Below are 13,269 nucleotides of genomic sequence, written 5' to 3' on the forward strand. Positions count from 1 at the left end.
GGCCACGGCCGAGCCCGGCCTCCTGCCGCGCCGGGCGCGCCCCGCACCCGCCTCGACCACCACCTCCTCCTCCACCCTGGCCTGAGGCCCCGCCCCGGCATCCTCCGCCGCGCGTGGGAGAATGGCGGGGGGCGGGTTGCGCGCGGCGCGCGTCGGTGCTGCAAAACGGCTGGGCGCGGCGGGAGGCCGCCACGCCCCGGGGCTGGCGAGTCTGCCTGCCCCGTCTCCAGCCGGAGTGATACGACGTGGCCGCATTGACGAAGCCCAAGGTGCATATGGGCACGCTGACGGGGGGCGAGGGGCGCGAGGTTTTCGCCAGCAACCCCATCATCCTCCTGCCCATGGGCAGCCATGAGGACCAGGGGCCGCATGCGCCGATGGGCGACTACCTGCTGGCCGAGAAGGTGGCCGAACTCGCCGCCATCCGTGCCACCGAGGCCGGCACGCCCACCTATGTCGCCCCCGTCCTGCCCTTCGGCGGTGCCGACTGGTTCGGCCCGATGATCGGCGGCATCGCCATCAGCCAGGCGACGCTGACGCAGGTGATTTCCGACATGGTCGAGAGCCTGCACCGCAACGGCCTGACGCGGCTGATCGTCATCAACGGCCATGGCGGCAATGTCGGCCCGATCGCCGAGGTGGCGCGCCGCCTCTACATCGACCGCAAGATCGTCCTGCCCAGCCTCTACCTGTGGAAGATCAGCTATGGCCTGCTGCCCGGCCTGATCGGGGCGGAGAAGGCCAAGGCCGTCTCCGGCCACGGCGCCGACCCGCTGACCAGCATCGGCCTGCACCTCTTCCCCGAGCTGATCCGCGAGGACCTGATCCCCGAGGGCAAGCCGCTGAAGAATGACAGCCTGCTGGGCCTGCCCTATACCGGCCTTGGCACCGCCAGCTTCCAGGGCGCCGAGGTCGGCCTGCCCATGGAGTATGACGACACCTATCACCAGGGTGTCGGCCGTGGCGATCCTAAGCTCTGCTCCGCTGAGACGGGCGCCCTGCTGGTGGAGAAGCTGACGGGCATCGTCGCCGATTTCGCCACGCTCTTCGCCAGCAAAGTGCCCGCGAAGTAATTTTTTTCAGTCTGGCGTCCCACCTCAGGCCAGAGGCGGGACGCTGAACTGAAAAAGTTTTTTGGTTCTTTTTTTCAAAAAAGAACGTCTCTCACGCTTCGTCTTCCACTGAATTGACGAGAGTCCCGATCCCCTCGATCTCGATCTCCACCCGGTCCCCGGCCTTCATGAAGACCGGCGGCTGGCGCGGATAGCCGACGCCGCTCGGCGTGCCGGTGGCGATGACATCGCCCGGCTCCAGCGTCATCACTTCCGAGAGGATGGCGAGGATGCGCGGCACGGAGAAGATCATGTCCGCCGTCGTGCTGTCCTGCAGGGTCTGCCCGTTGATGCGGGAGGTGATGCGCAGCGCGTTGGGCCCCTGCGGCAGTTCATCGGGCGTGACGATCTCGGGGCCGAGGCCGCCGGTGCGGTCGAAATTCTTGCCCATGCCCCATTGCGTCGATTTGCGCTGATAGTCGCGCACCGAGCCTTCATTCATGCAGCTGTAGCCGGCGACGCAGGAGAGGGCTTCCGCCTCCGTCAGGTGGCGGGCGCGGCGGCCGATGATGATGGCCAGTTCCGCCTCGTAGTCGAATTTCCCTGAGACGCGCGGGCGCAGCAGCGGCGCGCCATGCGCGGCGAGCGAGGTGGGGCCGCGGAAGAACACCGCCGGGTAGTCGGGGATGGGGTTGTTCCCCTCCCGCGCATGCTCGACATAGTTCAGGCCGATGCAGATGATCTTGCCTGGGCGCGGCACCACCGGCAGCAGGCGCAGCCCGGCCAGCGGCAGGCGCGGCGCATCCGCCAGCCGCGCCGCCAGGGCCGGGGCGCTGTCTGGCAGGCCGAGCGCCGCGAGGGCGGCATTCACCTCCTCTGGCAGGCCCGGCACCACGGTGGAGAGAGCCACCACCTCCTCCCCCACCCGCGCGCCCAGCACGGCGCGCCCTTCCTGCTCGTATGTGATCAGGCGCATGCGCGCTTCCTCTCCCGTTTCCGGCCGGAGGTTTTATCGGAATTCTTGCAGCGTCAATTAATTTTATCGATAAAAAGGCCAACCCTTGCCCCGGACCCCCATGCCCGCCGATCCTTCTCCCGATGCCGGGGGTGATTCCACCCTGGCCACCCGCCTGCACCGCCGCCTGCGGGAGGACATCCTGGCCGGCCACCTGCCGCCGGGGCTGAAGCTGAAGCTGCGCGACCTCGCCGCCCGTTACGGCGCCGGCGCCTCGCCCCTGCGCGAGGCTTTGTCGCAGCTGGCGGCGGAAGGCTGGGCGGAGCGGCTGGAGCATCGTGGCTTCCGGGTCGCCGGGGCACCGGCGGGGGAGCTGGCGGGGCTGATTCGCAGCCGCATCCTGGCGGAGGGCGCGGCGCTGCAGGAATCGATCCGGCGTGGCGGCGCGGCCTGGGAAGAGGGCATCCTGCTGGCGGAGCACCGCCTGGCGCGGCTGGACCGCTCGCTGGATCCGCAGCGCTTCCTGGCCAATCCGGCGTGGGAGGCCTGCCACCGCGCCTTCCACCGGGCGCTGCTGGCCGCCTGCGAGGCGCCGGCGCTGCTGGCCTTCTGCGACCGGCTGCGGGAGGAGGCGGGGCGCTACCGTGCCCTGGCCAATCTGCGCGCCTATCCGGGGCGGCATGTGGCGGCGGAGCATGCGGCCATTGCCCAGGCCGCGCTGCGGCGTGATGCCGGCGCGGCCTGCGCGCTGCTGGCGGAGCATTATGAGCGGACGGGGCAGCTGCTGGGGGCGCGGATCAGCCTGGAGCCGGGGAGCGGGTAAATCTCAAAAAACAGAAAAAAATTACTGAAATCATGAAGAGTATTCTTCACCATTTGTGCATTTTGATCTGCGAGGTTGCCAATCGATCACAATCATGGCGGAAGGACTGTGCGCCCCATGCAATCCACCGCGGGTTTCCTGACAATGGCGACGACGCTGGGCGCGTCCTATACGCCGCTGGAGCGCAGCTTCAGCCTCGCGGGGCAGGATCTTGAGCGTGCCGCGACGGCACTCGGTGGCCTCGTCAACTGCTTCGAGGGGCTGGAACAGGATCTGCGTGGCCCCGCCCTCGTCACGGCCCTGGCGCAGCTGGACCAGGCGGCGGACAGCGTCCGCAACATCGATGGCATCATCCGTGCCGAACGGCAGGTGCTGGACCGGATCTTTGCCCTGCTCCAGGCCATAGCCGGGCATCTCGGCCATCTGGACGGCACGGTCCGCGCCGTCGGCATGCTGACGGTGACGGCCAAGGTCTGCGCCTCCGGCCTCGGCGCGCTGGGGGAGGATTTCTCGGCCTTCACGCGCGAAATCACCCGGCTCTTCGACCTCTCCCGCACCAGCCTCGCCGAATTCCTCCAGGTGGTGACGCGGTTGCAGGAAAAGCTCCAGGCCGGGCTGTCGCGCCAGGATAATTTCGCGCGCCAGCAGGGCGATGCCATCCAGAACATCCCCGCCACCCTGTCGCAGAGCACCGCCGCGCTGCAGCAGCGCATGCAGGCCGGCGCCGCCGCCTCGGGCGAGGTGCGCGCCCGCTCCGCCGCCATGGCCCAGGCCGTGTCCGAGGCCATCATGGCCCTGCAGGTGGCCGATGCCACGCGCCAGCGCATCCAGCATGTGGAGGAGGTGATCGGCGGCCTGCCCAGCCTGCTCAGCGGCCCCGCCATGCCGGAGGCGGACCGCCCGCTTGTGCGCGCCCATGTCTGCCACCTCCAGGCCGCGCTGCTGCGCCACGCCGCCGAGGAATACGAGGCCCATGCCGGCCGCGTCGATGGCGCGCTCGACCGTCTTTCGCAGGAGGCCCGCGCCGTCCTGCAGATCGGCACCGAGGCGTATGGCCAGGGTGGCGAGCGCCGCGGCAACTTCCTCGCCGCCGTGGAAACCAGCGTGCGCCATGCCCTCGGCCTCGTGCGCGATTTCCGCACCGCCCAGGCCGAGGTCGCCGCCGTGGCGCAGGACATCACCGCCTCCGTCCTGCAACTCTCCGAGCATATCGGCCTGGTGCGCGCGCTGGAGACGGATCTGCGCCTGATGAGCCTCAACATGACGCTCAAATCCGGCCGCCTGCACGATGCGGGCCGCACCCTCCACACCATCGCGCGCGAATTGCGCAGCTGCGCCGACCAGACGACGCAGATCGTCGGCCTGATCACGCGCGATCTCACCAGCGTCACCGAACTCGCCCAGAACCATGCCCAGCGCGGCCAGACGGCGGAAGAGCGCGCCCTGGCCGATCTCAACACGCTGATGGCCGGCGCCATGGACGCGCTGGGGGGCGTCGGGCGGCAGATCGGCACCGCCCTGGCCTCGCTGGAGCAGGGCGGCAGCGGCGCGGCCGGCGCCCTGGCCCAGGCGCGGGAGCGCCTCGCGGCGGCGGGCATCGCGGCCATTCTCCACCGCGTGGCCGGCGAGCTGGACGGGCAGGCGGGCGGCGGCTCCCTCTCGGAGGAAGAACTCTCGCGCATCCGGCCCCTGCTGCCCGCCTCGCTGTCCAGCCGCTACACGATGGAGAGCGAAAGGGCGGTGCAGGCGCGGCTCAGCGGCCAGACCGCCTATCCCACGCCGGCGCCGACCAATACGCTGGAGGATATTCTGTTCTAACCGGTGCGCATCGTGGAAGCCGCGCCTGGCCTTGAGGGGGCCTTGCCCCCTCAAGCTCCCCCCCTTTCTTTCCCTTGGGCAGGGGACAGGGTCCCCTGCACCCGCCTTCAGGGGCACCACGGGCAAGGGTCTGACTTTCCTTCCTGAGGCGTGCCGAGGGGATCCGCCACGCGCCGCCCATCGGCGCGCGCGTGGTGATGCCAGCGGGATCGCCCGCGCCCGGGGCTGGAACCCTCAGCCGCCGGCGCGGCGGAGCAGGACTTCGGCCGTATCGGTGCGGAAATGCAGCAGGAGCCCGTGCTGGCCGCCCGTGCGGCGGGCTTTCAGCGGCACGCCGAGCCGCCGCAACTCCGACAGGCCGAGCGCCACGTTGCGCCCGCCAATATCCAGCTGCGCCTGCGGGGCGGGGATCAGCGCGGCGCCGCCGAACAGCTTCGCTTCCAGATGGGCCGGGCGGCTGCCCTGCTCCAGCAGGCATTCGTAAAGCCCCTCGATGGCCCAGGCGCCATAGCGGGCATTCGGCTCCTCATCGGCGGTGAAGGGGTAGGGGAGGGCATAATGGTTCATGCCGCCGGCGCAGCGCACCCTGTCCCACAGGCAGAGCGAGACGCAGGAGCCCAGCACGGTGGTGATGATGCTCGGCCGCTCCGGGCAGGCCAGTTCCCCGGCCGAGAGGAAGATGCGCGGCAGGGAGGGATCAAGAGAGTCCGGCACGGAGGATCTCGCCCGCCAGGGCCTCCAGGGGCAGCACCCGCTCGGCGGCGCCGAGGGCGATGGCTTCCCGTGGCATGCCGAACACCACCGAGGTGGCCTCGTCCTGCGCGATGGTGCGCGCCCCGGCGCGGCGCATTTCCAGCAGGCCGCGCGCCCCATCATCCCCCATGCCGGTCATGATGATGCCGGTGGCATTGCCCCCGGCATATTGCGCCGCCGAGCGGAACAGCACATCCACCGAAGGCCGGTGGCGCGAGACCAGCGGGCCTTCCTTGATCTCGACGTAATAGCGCGCGCCGCTGCGGCGCAGCAGCATATGGCGGTTGCCGGGCGCGATCAGCACATGCCCGCGCAGCACGCTGTCCCCATCGGCCGCCTCGCGCACCTCGACGGCGCAGAGGTCGTTCAGGCGGCGGGCGAAGGCGCTGGTGAAATGCTCCGGCATGTGCTGGACGATGACGGTGCCCGGGCAATCCGCCGGCAGTGCCTCCAGCACCTCGCGCAGCGCCTCCGTCCCGCCGGTGGAGGCGCCGATGCAGACCACGGTTTCCGTGGTGCGCGCCATGGCGCTGCGCGGGCTCGGTGGCGGCAGGATGGCGTCGGCGGTCAGCTTCTTCTCGACCACCCTGCCCCCCGTGGCGGCGCGCGCCGCCTGGCGGCCGAGGCGCGCGCGGGCCGCCGCCTTGACGGTGTCGCAGATATGGATGCGGGCTTCGAGCAGGCCCTGCTTGGTGTCCATCCGCGGCTTCAGCAGGATATCCACCGCGCCGGCCTCCAGTGCTTGCATCAGCGTCTCGGAGCGCGGCTCGACCAGGGAGGAGCACATCACCACCGGGATGGGCCGCTGCGTCATGATCTTGCGCAGGAAAGTGATGCCGTCCATGCGCGGCATCTCGACATCCAGGGTGATGACGTCGGGCACCTCCTGTTGCAGGCGGCGGGCGGCGGCGAAAGGGTCCGCCACGGCGGCGATGACGCTGATCTCCGGGTCGGATTGCAGGATCTCGGTCAGCGCCTGCCGCACGACGGCGGAATCGTCGACGATGAGGACACGGATCTTGCCCGTCATGGCATCAGACCTTCTGGAAGACCGTGGCGGCCGGGGTGGGCTTCACCGGCAGGCCAAAGCCGGCGAGGGTCTCCGAATGGCCGAGGAACAGGAAGCCACCCGGGCGCAGATGGGTGCAGACGCGTTCCAGCACCGCCTGCTGCGTGGGCTTGTCGAAATAGATCAGGACATTGCGGCAGAAGGCCACGTCCACCGCCTCCTCCAGCGGGTAATGCGCGTCCATCAGGTTCAGGCGCCGGTAGCGCACCATGGCGCGCAGCTCGGGCACCACGCGCACCAGCCCGGTGGAACGCCCCTGGCCGCGCATCAGGTAGCGGCGGCGCATGGCCTCCGGCACCGGGGCCGCCATCTCCTCGGGATAGATGCCGAGGGCGGCGGTCTGCAGCACGCGGGTGCTGATATCGGTGCCCAGGATGCTGGTGTCGAAGCGGCCCTGGGCGGCGGCATTGTCCATCACCATCGCCATGGTATAGGCCTCCGCCCCGATCGAGGCGGCGACGCTCCACAGCCGCAGCGTGGCGCGGCGCCCGGGCGGGGCGCTCTTGAGCAGTTGCGGCAGCACCTGCCCGGCCAGGATGCGGAAATGCTCCACCTCACGGAAGAATTCCGTCTTGTTGGTGGTGACGGCATCGATCAGCGAGACGGTTTCCTGCTCCAGCCCGCCGCCCTTGAAGAGGTAGTGGCAGTATTCGCGCAGATCCTGGCAGCCCGTGGCCATCACGCGCTTGCGCAGCCGCCCCTCCAGCATGGTGCGTTTGCTGGGCGGCATTTTGATGCCGCTATACTCCTCGATGAAGCTGGCCAGCCGGAGGAAATCCGCCTCATGCAGGTGGTCGAGATGCCCTTCGGCTGCGGACATGCTGTCAGTACCGTTCGAATTCGCTGTCACGGGAATCCGGGCCGCCGGTCATGTCGAGATCGACACCGGTGGCGCGGGGCCGCGTCCGCGCGGCCATGGGCCGGGCCGTGGCGCGCTTCATGGCGGCCGGGCGGGCGGCGCCCTGCCGGCGCGGCGCGGCGCCCAGGGAGACCGGGCGCGCCTCGTTCTGCGTGCCGGTACGGAAATAGGAGATGCTGGCCTGCAGCTTCTCCGCCTGCGCCGCCAGCTCCTCGGAGGTGGCGGACATTTCCTCCGCCGCGGCGGCGTTCTGCTGCGTTACCTTGTCGAGCTGCTGGATGGCCTGGTTGACCTGCCCGCCGCCGATATCCTGCTCCCGGCAGGCGGCGCTGATCTCCTCCACCAGCTCCGCCGTGCGCTTGATGTCGGGCACGAGGCGCGAGAGCATGGCCCCCGCCTCCTGCGCCACCTTCACCGACTGCGAGGACAGGCCGATGATCTCGGCCGCCGCCGTCTGGCTGCGCTCGGCCAGCTTGCGCACTTCCGAGGCCACCACGGCGAAGCCGCGGCCATGCTCGCCGGCGCGCGCCGCCTCCACCGCCGCGTTCAGTGCCAGCAGGTCCGTCTGCCGGGCGATTTCCTGCACGATGGTGATCTTCTCGGCGATGGTCTGCATCGCCTGCACCGCGCGCCCCACCGCCTCGCCGCCCACCTCGGCATCGGAGGCGGATTGCCGGGCGATCTTCTCGGTCTGCGCGGCATTGTCGGCGGTCTGCTTGATGTTCGCCGCCATCTGCTCCATCGAGGCGGAGGCTTCCTCGGTGGAGGAAGCCTGTTCCGTCGCGCCCTGCGACAGTTCCTCGGCCGAGGAGGACAGCTCCTGGCTGCCGGCGGAGACATTCTCGGCCGCCACCACGGCATCCTGCACCACCTCGCGCAGGCGGGTCAGCATGCGCTCCTGCGCCATGCCGAGCTGGTCGCGTTCGGAATTGAGCTTCGCCTTCACCGTCAGGTCACCATCGGCGATGGAGTCGGCGATGGCCGCCATGTATTTCAGGTTGGCCGTCATGGCGGTCAGCACGGTGACGAGATCTTTGATCTCGTCATCGCTCTTGACCTCGATGCTCTGGTCGAGATCGCCATCGGCGACGGCGCGGGCCAGGCTCACCGCCTTTTGCAGCCCGCTGGAAATGCCGATCGAGATGAAGGCCCCGGCGCCGGTGGCGATGACCACCACGAGGGCGAAGGAGACGATCAGCAGCAGGCGCGCGGCGGCATATTCCTCGAGCAGCTCGCCCTGGGTGCTCTTCAGGATGCCTTCGTTGCGGGTGATGATGGTGCCGAGCACGCGCAGGCTCTGCTCGACCAGTGCCTGTCCCTCCTTGTTGGAGAGGGTCTGCGCGGCATTGATCGAATCCTCGCGGCCCAGCACCATCACCTGCTGGTGCAGCGGGCGCCAGGCGTCGAGGGCACGGATATATTCTTCCAGCAGGGCCTTGTTCTCGCCCTCCAGCAGCCCGAGGAGCCGCTCCCGCGCCGTGCCGGCCTCGCGCATCAGCTGGGCGTCCAGCGCGGCGTAGCGGTCCATCTGCGCCGGGAGGCGCGTCATGATCAGGTCGGCCTCGGCGCGCAGGATTTGCAGCATCTTGCCCTGCAACTCGGCGGCGAGGCCGAGGGCCTGGGCATTGCCGGCGGCGGCGAGGCGCTGGACCAGCTGCTGCAACGCCCGCATCCCCGGCTCCAGCGCCGGGATGGCACGGTCCTGCGACAGCAGCGTGGCCTCGTTCAGCGTGTCGCGGCTGGCGAACTGGCGGACCTTGTCCTGCACCGTCACGTAGCGCTGCCAGATCTGGGCGAATTCCTCCAGGTCGCGCCGCCCCGCGGCGGTCACTACCCCCATCATGCTGTTGCGCGTGGCCTCGATGGTTTGGCGCAGCCGCAGCATCTCCCGCTCGGCGGCCTGGGTCTTCTCGGCCTCCTGCGCGAGGATCATGTCCTTCTCGTTGCGCACGAGGTCCCGGAAGCTCTGGCCAAGATCACGCGCCAGCTCGACACGCCGCATCGGCCCCTCGAACATGCTGTCGATCTGGTCGTTGAAGCTGGCCAGCTTGGCGATTCCCAGGATGGTCGACCCTGCGGACAGCAACAGGATGCCGGCGAAGGTCAGGACCAGCTTGGTCCTGATGGTGATGCGCATGGGAGCCTCGCTCCGCCCTAGGGGGCGGCAGACTGGTCGGGGTGGGGATCGCCACGGCGTGTCGGCGCCGGGGCGAAGATCGGCACGGGGTCGAGGACGATGACGAAGTCCTCGCCCTGGCGCCCGATGCAGCGGACATATTCGCTCGGGCAGCACAGCCCGAATTTGGGCGAATGCACGCTGCCCAGCGTCGCGATGTCGCGCACCTCGTGCACCTTGTCCGCCAGCACGGCGACGGTGACGGGCTCATCCGCCAGCGGCACCTCGATGACGATGACGCGGGTGTCGATGGTGGCCGCGCGCTGCTCCAGCCCGAGCTTCAGGCGCAGGTCGGCCAGCGGCACGACGCGCCCGCGCACATTGATCAGCCGGTTGAGGAAGCGCGGCGCATTGGGCACCAGCGTCGTCGGCCCGGGGTCGAGGATTTCGCGCACATGCCGCGCCTCCAGCGCGAAGCGCTCGCCCTGGAGGTCGATGGTGACGACGCGCAGGCTGGCGGGGGGCTCGGTGTTGGGCATGCCCGCTCTCCTCAGCGCACCGGCACCAGCCGGTCCTCATGCGCCTGGCCGAAGGCGACGAGGGGGGCGATGTCGAGGATCAGCGCCACGCTGCCATCGCCCAGGATGGTGGCGCCGGAGAAGATGTCGATATCGGCATGCAGCTTGGACATCGACTTGATGACGGTCTGGTGGTCGCCGATCACCTGGTCAACCACGAGGCCCACGCGCTGGTCGCCGGTGGAGACGATCACCACCTTCTTCAGCGGGTCGGCATCGGCCGGGGTCTGGAACAGCTCGGCCAGCCGCAGGAAGGGGATCAGGCTGCCGCGCAGGTTGAGGAAGCTGCTGCGCGAGCCGCTTGACGGCGTCTCGCCCTCCAGCTCCACGCATTCCTCGACGGCGGTCAGCGGAATGACGTAGCGGCCCTGGCCCACGCGCACCAGCAGCCCGTCGATGATGGCCAGCGTCAGCGGCAGGCAGAGCGTCACCTCCGTGCCAAGGCCCGGGCTGCTGCTGATCTCGATGGTGCCGCGCAGCGCCTCGATGGTGCGCTTGACCACATCCATGCCGACGCCACGGCCGGAAAGGCTCGTCACCTCCGTCGCGGTGGAGAAGCCGGGTTCGAAGATGAGCTGGAAGATCTCCTGCTCGCCCAGCACCTGCTCGGGCGTGACGAGGCCGCGTTCCTCGGCGCGGGCGCGGATGCGGGCGCAGTCCAGCCCGCGCCCGTCATCGCGGATGGAGACGCAGACCTGCGCCCCGGCATGGCGCGCCTGCAGCAGCAGCCTGCCGCGGCGGGGCTTGTCGCCCCGCTCCTCCGGCCGCTCCAGCCCGTGGTCGAGCGAGTTGCGGATGAGGTGGACCAGCGGGTCGTTCAGCCGCTCGATGACGGTCTTGTCGAGCTCCGTCTCCTCGCCCTGCATCAGCAGCTCGACCTCCTTGCCGAGGTCGCGGCTGATATCGTGCACCAGCCGGCGGAAGCGGCCGAAGAGCTGCACGATGGGCACGGTGCGGATGCCCATGGTGGTGTCGCGCAGTTCGAGCGCCAGCCGCTCGATCTCCTCCGCCACGGAGCGCAGGCCGAGGTCGCTGCTGGCATGCGCCACCTGCCGCAGGCGGGACTGGGCGATCACCAGCTCCCCCACCCGGTCCATCAGCTCATCCAGCTTGAAGGCGGGGACGCGCACGCTCTCGGCCGCCTGGGCGGCATCGCGCTTGCCGGCCGCGGGGGGGTGCGAGGCCTGTGATAGCGCGGCCTGGGGCGTGCCCGCAGGGGATTTGCCCGGCTGGGATGCGCCCGTTTGTGATGCGCCTGCCTGGGGTGCGCCCGCCTGGGGCGCGCCGGCGGGGGCGTGGGCCGGTGGCGCGGGCTCGGCTGCCCCGCCCAATGGCTCGCCCAGTGGCTCCAGCGCCAGTTCCATGTCGTCGATGACGAAGAGGAAGACCTCCTCGATCCGCGCGCGCGGCACGGGGGCGTGCAGCATGATCTCCCAGGCGGTGTGCAGCGCCGTGGGGTCCAGCGCGTCGAGCGGCGGGACATCGGCCAGCGCCACCACCTCGGCCGGGCCGAGGCTCCGCAATTCGTCGAGCAGCAGCAGCGGGTTGCTGCCCATGGCCATGGCATCGCGCGCCAGCCGGAAGCGCAGGCGCCAGCCGGCCTGTTCCGCCGCCGCGCCAGGAGGGGGTGCGCCTGGAGGAGAGACGCCGGGGGCGGCCTCGGCCGGCGCCTCGCCCGCGGCCGTGCCGGTGATGGCGCGGAAGCCTTCCAGGATGGCGGCGCCGGCGGCGCTGTCGGCCGTCTCCGGCCGGGTCAGCAGGATGCGCAGATGGTCCTTCGCCCGCAGCGCCAGGGACACCAGCGTGTCGCTGGCCGGCAGGCGGCCCTTGCGCACCTCGTCGAAGGCGTTCTCGACATGGTGGGTGAAGCCCGCCACCACATCGAAGCCGAACATCGCGCCGGAGCCCTTGATCGTGTGCAGCGCGCGGAAGGCGCTGTCGATCAGCTCCATGTCGCCGGGCCGGTGCTCCAGGTCCAGCAGCGCCTGCTCCAGGTGCTCCAGCAGCTCCTGGGATTCCTGGCGGAAGGTCTCGACCGGATCCGGCCCGCTGCTCATCCCAGCACCTTCTTGACGACGGCCAGCAATTGCTCCTGCTGGAAGGGCTTGGTGATCCAGCCGGTGGCGCCGGCGGCCTTGGCCTGCGCCTTCATCCCCGCATCCGACTCGGTGGTCAGGAACAGGATCGGCACGCCGCGATAGGCCGGCAGCTTGCGCAGCTCGGTGATGAGGGCGAGGCCGTTCATCCGCGGCATGTTGAGGTCGGTCACCACCATGTCGACGGTGCGGGCATTGGCCTTGGCCAGACCGTCCACGCCATCCTCGGCCTCGACCACCGTGTAGCCGGCGCCCGCCAGGGTCATGCGGACCATCTGCCGCAGGCTGGCCGAATCATCGACGGCCAGGATCGTTTTGCTCACTGCTGCTTCTCGCCTTGCATCCAGAGGGAAAGGGCCTCGGCATCGGTGCCCGCGCCGACGGGGAAGCCCGCCCGCGGCAGGGCGGCGCGCAGGGCCTCGGGCAGGGTGCCGCGCACCCGCACCGGCCGGCCCAGGCGCCGGCCGCTGCTGCCCGCCGAAAGCAGCAGCTGCAGCCCGCACAGATCCACCTCGGTCACCGCCGACAGGTCGAGTTCCAGCGTGGCCTGCTCCTGAAGGGCGCCCAGCAGGCGCGCATGCTGCGCCTCGGCCTCCCGCAGCGTCAGCTCGCCGGTGAGCACCAGGCAGGTGTCCTCGGCCTCCCGCCGATCCTCATCCACCTGGTCCATCTGCGCTCCTCGCCGCCGCCGCGTATTCTCGGTTAAGGGATAAACCTCTAACTTTCGTATACGCGGGGGGCGTTCGCGCGGGGCGCGATGCTCCGGGGCGGGAACCCGGCAGGGTCGTGAAGGGAGAAAGGGAGGCCCGGGCGCGAAAGCGCCTTATGGCGCGCCGGCGGCGGCGAAGGCTTCCAGCGCGCGGGTGGTGAAGGCGATGGCGGCGCCGGCATTGAGGTTGATCGCGGCGCCCAGCGCCTCGGCCAGTTCCGCCTCCGTCGCCCCCGCCCTGTGCGCCGCCTCGGCATGCAGCGTGATGCCGCCATCACAGCGCAGGCTGATGGCCGCCGCCAGGGCGATCAGTTCGCGCGTCCGGGCATCCAGATGCCCAACCCCGGCGAGGAGCCGCTGGCGGCAGGCCTTCCAGTCCAGCATCGGCCTGGCCGTGTCTCCTTGTGGCACGACCGGCATGCTGGGCGGCGGGGCGGGGCG

The 13,269-nt window shown here is 70.1% G+C and carries 13 protein-coding genes; 3 read left to right on the forward strand and 10 right to left on the reverse strand.

Annotation, left to right across the window (positions count from 1 at the left end; all coding sequences use genetic code 11):
* Nucleotides 1-245 precede the first annotated feature (245 nt).
* Nucleotides 246-1,073, forward strand: a complete 828-nt coding sequence (locus tag NON00_RS05835) for a creatininase family protein (RefSeq protein ID WP_256018425.1) — start codon at nucleotides 246-248, stop codon at nucleotides 1,071-1,073.
* Between the two features lie 91 nt (nucleotides 1,074-1,164).
* On the opposite strand, the gene NON00_RS05840 is transcribed toward NON00_RS05835, so the two are convergent.
* Complete coding sequence (locus NON00_RS05840) at nucleotides 1,165-2,028, reverse strand: fumarylacetoacetate hydrolase family protein (RefSeq protein ID WP_256018426.1); 864 nt, start codon at nucleotides 2,026-2,028, stop codon at nucleotides 1,165-1,167.
* 100 nt (nucleotides 2,029-2,128) lie between these two features.
* Between NON00_RS05840 and NON00_RS05845 the strand changes: the two genes are divergently transcribed.
* A complete protein-coding gene (locus tag NON00_RS05845; protein ID WP_256018427.1) occupies nucleotides 2,129-2,830 on the forward strand; it encodes a GntR family transcriptional regulator in 702 nt (233 codons plus the stop codon).
* Nucleotides 2,831-2,947: 117 nt separating this feature from the next.
* A complete protein-coding gene (locus NON00_RS05850; protein ID WP_256018429.1) occupies nucleotides 2,948-4,648 on the forward strand; it encodes a hypothetical protein in 1,701 nt (566 codons plus the stop codon).
* Nucleotides 4,649-4,882: 234 nt separating this feature from the next.
* Here the strand turns inward: NON00_RS05850 and NON00_RS05855 are convergent, their stop codons facing one another.
* The 9 genes from NON00_RS05855 to NON00_RS05895 all read right to left on the reverse strand — a co-directional run bounded on the left by NON00_RS05855 (nucleotide 4,883) and on the right by NON00_RS05895 (nucleotide 13,212).
* Entirely contained in the window at nucleotides 4,883-5,362 is a 480-nt protein-coding gene (locus tag NON00_RS05855; RefSeq protein WP_256018432.1) for a chemotaxis protein CheD, read from the reverse strand.
* Nucleotides 5,346-6,431: a chemotaxis response regulator protein-glutamate methylesterase gene (locus NON00_RS05860; protein ID WP_256018435.1), complete on the reverse strand. Its 1,086-nt coding sequence runs from the start codon at nucleotides 6,429-6,431 to the stop codon at nucleotides 5,346-5,348. Before NON00_RS05860 ends, NON00_RS05855 begins: the two co-directional genes overlap by 17 nt.
* Before the next feature lie 4 nt (nucleotides 6,432-6,435).
* Nucleotides 6,436-7,290, reverse strand: a complete 855-nt coding sequence (locus tag NON00_RS05865; RefSeq protein WP_256018438.1) for a protein-glutamate O-methyltransferase CheR — start codon at nucleotides 7,288-7,290, stop codon at nucleotides 6,436-6,438.
* A gap of 4 nt (nucleotides 7,291-7,294) precedes the next feature.
* Nucleotides 7,295-9,466 (reverse strand): methyl-accepting chemotaxis protein, encoded by a 2,172-nt coding sequence (locus tag NON00_RS05870; RefSeq protein WP_256018440.1) that lies wholly within the window; start codon nucleotides 9,464-9,466, stop codon nucleotides 7,295-7,297.
* Nucleotides 9,467-9,483: 17 nt separating this feature from the next.
* Nucleotides 9,484-9,984 (reverse strand): chemotaxis protein CheW, encoded by a 501-nt coding sequence (locus NON00_RS05875; RefSeq protein ID WP_256018443.1) that lies wholly within the window; start codon nucleotides 9,982-9,984, stop codon nucleotides 9,484-9,486.
* A gap of 11 nt (nucleotides 9,985-9,995) precedes the next feature.
* Nucleotides 9,996-12,080 carry a chemotaxis protein CheA gene (locus NON00_RS05880; RefSeq protein WP_256018446.1) on the reverse strand — a complete coding sequence of 695 codons (2,085 nt, stop codon included), beginning with the start codon at nucleotides 12,078-12,080 and terminating at the stop codon, nucleotides 9,996-9,998.
* Nucleotides 12,077-12,442, reverse strand: coding sequence for a response regulator (locus NON00_RS05885; RefSeq protein WP_256018448.1), 366 nt, complete (start codon nucleotides 12,440-12,442; stop codon nucleotides 12,077-12,079). The genes NON00_RS05880 and NON00_RS05885 overlap by 4 nt, the downstream gene beginning before the upstream one ends.
* Nucleotides 12,439-12,789 (reverse strand): lipid asymmetry maintenance protein MlaB, encoded by a 351-nt coding sequence (locus tag NON00_RS05890; RefSeq protein ID WP_256018450.1) that lies wholly within the window; start codon nucleotides 12,787-12,789, stop codon nucleotides 12,439-12,441. The genes NON00_RS05885 and NON00_RS05890 overlap by 4 nt, the downstream gene beginning before the upstream one ends.
* Before the next feature lie 153 nt (nucleotides 12,790-12,942).
* On the reverse strand, nucleotides 12,943-13,212 hold the full coding sequence (locus NON00_RS05895; protein ID WP_256018453.1) for a carboxymuconolactone decarboxylase family protein: 270 nt from the start codon (nucleotides 13,210-13,212) through the stop codon (nucleotides 12,943-12,945).
* Between the last annotated feature and the right edge of the window lie 57 nt (nucleotides 13,213-13,269).

The organism is Roseomonas sp. GC11 (assembly GCF_024437745.1).
Classification (GTDB): domain Bacteria; phylum Pseudomonadota; class Alphaproteobacteria; order Acetobacterales; family Acetobacteraceae; genus Pseudoroseomonas.